The following is a 6649-nucleotide window of genomic DNA, read 5'->3' on the forward strand; positions in this document are numbered from 1 at the left end:
TAATACTTTCATTTTCTTTCTTTTTAAATAGCTTTTAAAGCCGTTTTAAATATTGTTTTTACCAACGATGGTTTTCGGGTTTGTGTTTTGATGTAAATTTTATGCCCTGTAAAACTTCCCCTTCTTCATTTGTTTTTTTTGGCAAATCTGCGGTGGTATCTCCAGAAGCTACAAGTTTAAGCCAATCAATAGCATCTTGATAACGAGCCGAACGAATATCGGGCATGCTTCGAGGTACAGTACTTGTGTATAAATGATACAAGGCGCAATCCAATACGAGCATTAAAATATGACTATTTCGAGCTTCAGCTACTTGACTAAATATTTCGTTTACGTCGTATTTACCTGCTAAATAGTTTCTAATTTGTGCCAATGCCATTTGTTCGGCACCTCTTAATTTTGTTTCAGAATAATTTTCAAGTAAAATTTCTTTTACCTCGTTACGTACCAAAACGGTATAATCGTCATCAGTTATAAATGCCATTAAAATCTGTTTTTTTGTTTTTTGATTAATTCTTTTCGGCTGGTAGTTCTTGGAGGTGTTGAATTAATAAAAGCGGACGTGTTTAATTTTGCAATTGCAGATTGTAAACTATCTGGCGCATCATCATGCACGCCACTTCCTTTTTGAAAGGCTAATAATTGGTCTAGTAATTCAAGGCAATCAATAGTATCTTTTATTTTAGCATTAAAAAATACATTTTTACGCTCAAAATACCCTGCCATACTTTCTACACGATCAAACTTTCCGCTTTTACTTTTGTTATCAGCAACAACAGGAACATACCAGCCCATTTCATCACCAACGGCATCAAAATCACTTACAAATTCATCTTGAGCAAAAAGCCCTTCAATCATATATTGAATATTGTATTGAAGTAAATTTTCATCTTCTACCTTTTCATATAACCATTTTGCTACATTGTATCGAGATGTTTGCCTAACAAAGCAATCTAATAAATGAAATTCACGTCCTTTTTTTCCAACGAATACCATGGCTTTAAAATCTCCTGCATCTTTGTACGATAAATCGCCATAAAAACATAAAGCATCATATTGGCTGTATTTTAATCTATTTTTATAACTGATATATTCATTTTTAAAAATAGCACCTTCCACAATATGCTTGTGCATATATTCACGCATAAAAGAACGATGCGGCGTAGAATGGTATTTTTCACGCCAATATTCTGCACTTGTTTTTGCGGGCCAATTAGGCTCGAAAGTCGTTAAGTTTTTAACGGCATTTACGGTTACTACAAAGTGTTTTTTCTTAAAACCAAACTCCTTTGCCTTTTTATTATTTAGCGTAAAATCTGCTTTTAGCTGATTGATTACAGTATTTTTGTGAAAGTTATTATTAGCAACTACAAAGCGTTGAAATTTACCACCTTCATCAAAAGTTCCCTTTAAATCTTCCCAAACCCATTCGGCTGCTTTTTGACTTCGAACATCATTATAACAGCGTTCTTTTGTATCTACATCATCAACAACAATATAATCAGGTCGTTCATTTCCTTCACGTAAACCACGAGGCGATTGACCAATACCCATGGCGATAAATTTAACGTCATCGGTTGTGGTAAAATCACCAGAAGCCCAATCGCCAAACTTAAATTTTTTACCGTAATAATGTAAAAATCTACGATTGTGCGTTAATTGACTTTGAATATCTGAAATTAGTTTTTTTGCCTTTGGTTCGGTTTGCCCAACTAAAAGCATAAATTTCATTCGTTTAGTAACGTACAAATACAACGGAATACCCATACATAAATGCACTGATTTTGCTCCAGACCGATATATTTCAGCTAGTAAATTACAAACATCATTATCTATTAAAAGCTTTGCTATCTTTTTATGAAACCAAGCACTTTCAACTTTTGCGTATTGCGGAAACATTTCGGCAAACCAAGCAATATAGTTTTTTTCTAAGGCTTTTATTTTATTTCTACGTTCGGCTGGTGTTTGGTTAAGGTCTATAAAAGTAGATTGCTCTACTGATTTACAGTGAGCATCATAACTTTTTAGCAACTTTTCCATTGCTGTATTTAATCCGATAGCGCTCATTATGATGTTTGTTGTGCTTTGTGTAATAAATAATTTTTATGCCATTCTAAAAAGCTAATTGCAATTTCGGGTTCTTGCTCCGCCATCCAGTTATCAAACTCTTTGAATACCGTATATACAACTTCTACGGAAGTTTCATCTGCCATATCTTGCAAAGCCTTAATAGCCGCCTGAATTGCTTTCATATCTAGCTCGGCTTTTTTTCCTTCTACAAGTTGAGAAAGTTCTTTGGCAATTAATTTGCGAATATTATGAGGCGTTGCTAAAAACTGTTTTCGTTCTTCATCCCAATTAATAGGATTATCACCAAAACCTTTACGCCACCTTCCGATAGTTTGTTCTGTTTTATCCAACGCAATGGCAATGGCTTTTGCGTTGAGTCCTTCCTCCACGAACATTCGTTGTGCGATTGCTCTTATAGGTTCATTATTTGTTCTTTTAGCCATTGATTATTATGTGTTTTATAACAAAAATCAAAAAAACAAACTACTTATTTTCAGTGTATTGCAACGATTACTTAAGTAGTTTTTATATCCATATTACAGCTTTATGTTTGCCAAAAAATCAGGTAAAAACATCCGTTAAAATGATTATAAGAACCCTTGGAAATAAACTACAAGCATACGGCAGAATTTGGAATGGTGATGGCGAATATTTTGTTTCATGCCTAAACAGAATAGAAGCTGAATATGACGATGTAGAAGTACATCTGCATACTGTTGGTGGCGATGTTTTTGCGGGAAATTTCATTTTTAATGGTCTAAATAAATCAACAAAAGTTAGCAAGCTTGTGGTTGATGGAATTGCCGCTAGTATGGGAGCTATAGCCACAACAGCTATTGAAAATGTTGAAATAGTAGATAATGGATATTTAATGATTCATGCGCCATCGGCAAACCCTCGTGGTACTGCCGATGTAATTCAAAAAGAAGTTGACTTATTGCGGTCAATGGAAAAAGATTTTGTAAGAAAGTTAGTTGCAAAAACAGGTTTACCAGAAGCAAAAGTAAAATTATGGTTAGTTGGTGATAACTGGTTTGATGCCGAAAAATGCTTGGCTTTAGGCTTGGTATCTAAAATAATTCCTGCGGTTGTAAAACTTCCAGTAGTTATTGAAGACCCTACCGCTTTACAAATTTCAGAAGTATCTAGTAGATATGCAGCCTTGTTAACCACACCAATTAATAAAACAAATACGATAAAAAAAACGAATATGAAACAACCACTGATTACGGCTTTGGGCTTATCGGAAGTTACTGCACAAAGTTCAGATACTGCTATTATAACGGCGGTACAAGCTCAATTACAAACAGAAATACAAGCTCGTAAAGTTGCTGAAACTGCCTTGGCGGATTATAAAAAAGGTGAAATAAAAGCCCTTTTAGATACTGCCGAAAAGGATAAACTATTCGATGCTACGCAAAGAGAAGTTTACGCTAAAATAGGAGAATCAGCAGGTGTTGAAGCTTTAAGAATTGTGCTAAAATCTCCAAAAAATAATGCCGCTCCAAATATTGCAGATGCAATTCAAAACGGTAGTTCTGGGCAACCTGAAACTCGTGCTACTTGGGATTTTGACAAATGGCAAAAAGAAGATCCAAAAGGATTGGAAAAACTAGCAGAAAAAAGCCCTGCGGAGTATGATAAAATGTTTAACGCTAAATACAATAAATAATGCCAGCATTAGTAGATGGAATATGGTTAGAACAGTATGTTGAGCCACAATTATTAGAGGAGTTTAAAAATTTCAACGATGATTTTATCGGAACTCTTAAACGCCCAAATCCTGCCGCAATTGACAAGGACGGTATCAAATTTAATAAGTTAATCAATAACGTTGGTTTTCATATAAATAAAGGAGATGCTTTTACGCCACAATCAATGACTGGTAAAAAAGGATTGGTAAACTGGGACAAATTAGATACGGATTTGACGCAAGTTACAGATGCAGAATTAAGAGCAATGGCTTTTGATAAAGATGCAGCTATTAGAGTGAAACATTCCGAATCTTTTAAAATTGGTGTTCGTGATTATGCGATGCACAAATTAGCACCAGAAAAACATGTTGCTGGTAAAATGCCAATTTTAAGAACTACGGGCGCTGTAATTAACGGAAGAAAACGTTTAACTTATACAGATTTAGTTGATTATTTAGTGCTATTAGAAGGTTTGAATCTTACAGATAAATCAGCTTGGCACATGATTTTATGCGACCACCACAAGTCAGATTTATTACACGATAGAGGCGCAACAAACAATTATCGTGATTTAATTATCAACCCAAAAACAGGTGCTATCGAACGCTTCTTTAATTTGAAGTTTTTTGAGAATAATAGTTCTGTTTATTACGACGCATCAGGAGCGTTAAAATCTCAAGGAGCAGTAGTTGGTGCTACCGACCAAAAAGGGTCTGTGTTTTATTATGCGCCAAATACGGTATATCATATTGAAAGTGTACAAACTTTATTCAAACCAATGAATACAGATACACGAAATGCGAATCCGACAAGTGAGTTTAGATTGCATTCTTACGGTTTATGTGACAAAAAGCAAGAGCACGGTTTTGGTGCAATTGTAAGTGCTAACGAGTAAATTCTTTTAAAGTGATGACAAGAGAACAAAGAAAACAAGCCCACGAAATATTAGGCAAGTTCCAAGATGCCGAAGCCGTTTACATCAACCCAAAAGGCGAATTTTTTACAGAAAAATACTTGGGCGATAATAGTCTTAAAGCAGGTGAAAAATTAGAAGTTGTAAAGAGAAAAGTAGTTTCTCCTACGCAAAAACAGGCTGAAAAGGAGGCAGAACAGCAAGCCTTAGAAGATGTCCAAAAGGAAGCTGAAGAAAAAGCACAAAAAGAATCAGAACAGCAAGCCTTAGAAGATGCCGAAAAGGAAGCTGAAGAAAAAGCTTTAAAAGAAGCAGATAATAAAGATAGTACTAAAGCCAATTAAATGATGTCGAATATAAATGGTGTAAGTATAAAAAAAGGACAACAGGGTGCAAATGTACTGGGGGGTGCAGATTCTGTAAGTGGAATAATTGTAGGGGCGGTTTCCGCTCCTACACCACTTGGTTTCGATAGCCCTAAAGTAGTTTACAACATGAAAGATGTCGAATCTTTAGGAATTACGGAAACTTTCGATACTACGAAAAACACAATTTTACATAGGCACCTAAAAGAATTTTACCGAAACGCTGGAGATGGTACTGAATTGTACCTAATGGTTGTGGAAAGTGGATTAAGAACAATGAGCTCTATTTGTGAAGAACAGGCTAAAAGAATGTTAGCTTTTGCGAAAGGAAAAATTAAACAAATAGCCGTTGCCTATAATGAACCTGGTCAATATACCATGTTAAATGGAATGCCAGAAAATGTGTATAGCGCAATTCCAAAAGCTCAAGGATTAGCTTTATGGGCTTACAATAACCACATGCCTTGTCAAGTGTTTTTAGAGGGATATAACTGTGGAAATAATGCCGCTAGTATGGCTAATTTAAGAGAAATAGCAAATCTTAACGCAACAAAAGTTTCTGTATTTATTGGTCAAGATTATAATTATGCAAAGAAACAGGCAAGTAAACATTTTGCAGATGTCGGTAGTTTATTAGGTATTTGTGCCAAGGCGAAAGTAAATGAAAATGTTGGTAATAATGAAAAATTCAATATTACCGATGCCACAAAAGATGCTTGGCTAGAACCTGGTTTATCATCACATACACAAAATGATGAAATTTTTGAGGACCTGCAAACCCTTGAAACCAAAGGCTATCTTTTTGGTTTAGAATATACAGGTATGGCGGGTGTTCGTATAAATAACGACCACACTTGTACGCCTATTATTGTAGATGCAAACAACAAAGTTAATGAGCATACTATTGCTTATGGGCGTGTTTTAGATAAAGCTGTAAGAGGTTTGCGAACGGCATATTTACCTAAGGTAAAAACAGATTGGGTGGTCAATAAAGATACGGGTAAAATTCCTCCTGGAGTTGTTGTTGCCTTAGAAGATATTGGCGACAAAGTTTTTGAAGATATGGAGCAACGTAGCGAAATTACATTTGGTAAAACCTTTGTTGATAAAGACAGTGATTTAATTGTTTCTAAAGAGTTGAAGGTTTCCTTTGTTTTAGTTCCTAAAGGAGCAATTGGTGAAATAAAAGGAACTATTAATTTAAAAACACAAGCGTAAAATGTCAAAAGTTACAAGAAACGGAAAAGCATACGATTCTGCCGACGTAAAAGTTCAATTAAATGGAGTTCCTTTAGAAGTAACTAAAATTACCTACGGAAACGAACAGGAAAATCAATTGAATTATTCATTAGGGGCAAATCCGACTTCATGGTCACACGGTAAAATAAAACCAAACGCATCAATAGCTATAATGATGCACGATATAACTCCTTTTGAAACTGCCTCAAAAGGAAGTATTATGAATATCAAGCCTTTTTTGATTACCGTAGAGTTTGTCAATGAGTTCAATATTATAATTGTGGATACTATTTTGGCGAAATTTCAAAATGAAGGTCGTGAAGTATCTGGCGACATGGGGCTGGTAAAAGATTACGATTTATTTGCTT

At 35.0% G+C, this 6649-nt stretch carries 8 protein-coding genes; 5 read left to right on the forward strand and 3 right to left on the reverse strand.

From position 1 onward, the window contains the following. Positions 1-58 precede the first annotated feature (58 nt). From L0U77_RS11575 to L0U77_RS11585, 3 genes are read right to left on the reverse strand one after another with little or no spacing between them, the layout of a single operon-like run. Positions 59-484: a phage protein Gp36 family protein gene (locus tag L0U77_RS11575; protein WP_058884439.1), complete on the reverse strand. Its 426-nt coding sequence runs from the start codon at positions 482-484 to the stop codon at positions 59-61. Beyond that, the gene (locus L0U77_RS11580; protein ID WP_233901239.1) at positions 484-2067 is read right to left on the reverse strand and encodes a hypothetical protein; all 1584 of its coding nucleotides are present in this window, start codon (positions 2065-2067) and stop codon (positions 484-486) included. The genes L0U77_RS11575 and L0U77_RS11580 overlap by 1 nt, the downstream gene beginning before the upstream one ends. Continuing rightward, positions 2067-2513 carry a helix-turn-helix domain-containing protein gene (locus tag L0U77_RS11585; protein WP_101903563.1) on the reverse strand — a complete coding sequence of 149 codons (447 nt, stop codon included), beginning with the start codon at positions 2511-2513 and terminating at the stop codon, positions 2067-2069. The genes L0U77_RS11580 and L0U77_RS11585 overlap by 1 nt, the downstream gene beginning before the upstream one ends. Positions 2514-2653: 140 nt before the next feature. On the opposite strand from L0U77_RS11585, the gene L0U77_RS11590 reads away from it, so the two are divergent. From L0U77_RS11590 to L0U77_RS11610, 5 genes are all read left to right on the forward strand, one after another. Beyond that, complete coding sequence (locus tag L0U77_RS11590; RefSeq protein WP_159459585.1) at positions 2654-3742, forward strand: Clp protease ClpP; 1089 nt, start codon at positions 2654-2656, stop codon at positions 3740-3742. Further along, positions 3742-4659, forward strand: coding sequence for a hypothetical protein (locus tag L0U77_RS11595; RefSeq protein ID WP_058884442.1), 918 nt, complete (start codon positions 3742-3744; stop codon positions 4657-4659). Before L0U77_RS11590 ends, L0U77_RS11595 begins: the two co-directional genes overlap by 1 nt. Positions 4660-4673: 14 nt before the next feature. Next, positions 4674-5021 (forward strand): hypothetical protein, encoded by a 348-nt coding sequence (locus L0U77_RS11600; RefSeq protein WP_233901240.1) that lies wholly within the window; start codon positions 4674-4676, stop codon positions 5019-5021. Continuing rightward, positions 5022-6260 carry a DUF2586 family protein gene (locus L0U77_RS11605; protein WP_233901241.1) on the forward strand — a complete coding sequence of 413 codons (1239 nt, stop codon included), beginning with the start codon at positions 5022-5024 and terminating at the stop codon, positions 6258-6260. A gap of 1 nt (position 6261) precedes the next feature. Beyond that, positions 6262-6649, forward strand: a 388-nt coding sequence (locus L0U77_RS11610; protein WP_233901242.1) for a hypothetical protein, incomplete at its 3' end; no start/stop codon positions are given.

Source organism: Tenacibaculum piscium (assembly GCF_021390715.1).
Lineage (GTDB): Bacteria > Bacteroidota > Bacteroidia > Flavobacteriales > Flavobacteriaceae > Polaribacter > Polaribacter piscius.

Bases quoted from the DNA above. Each gene is read 5' to 3' on its own strand.
- L0U77_RS11590 (WP_159459585.1), top strand. From the start codon at position 2,654: ATGATTATAAGAACCCTTGGAAATAAACTACAAGCATACGGCAGAATT.
- L0U77_RS11605 (WP_233901241.1), top strand. From the start codon at position 5,022: ATGATGTCGAATATAAATGGTGTAAGTATAAAAAAAGGACAACAGGGT.
- L0U77_RS11585 (WP_101903563.1), bottom strand. From the start codon at position 2,513: ATGGCTAAAAGAACAAATAATGAACCTATAAGAGCAATCGCACAACGA.
- L0U77_RS11600 (WP_233901240.1), top strand. From the start codon at position 4,674: ATGACAAGAGAACAAAGAAAACAAGCCCACGAAATATTAGGCAAGTTC.
- L0U77_RS11595 (WP_058884442.1), top strand. From the start codon at position 3,742: ATGCCAGCATTAGTAGATGGAATATGGTTAGAACAGTATGTTGAGCCA.
- L0U77_RS11580 (WP_233901239.1), bottom strand. From the start codon at position 2,067: ATGAGCGCTATCGGATTAAATACAGCAATGGAAAAGTTGCTAAAAAGT.
- L0U77_RS11575 (WP_058884439.1), bottom strand. From the start codon at position 484: ATGGCATTTATAACTGATGACGATTATACCGTTTTGGTACGTAACGAG.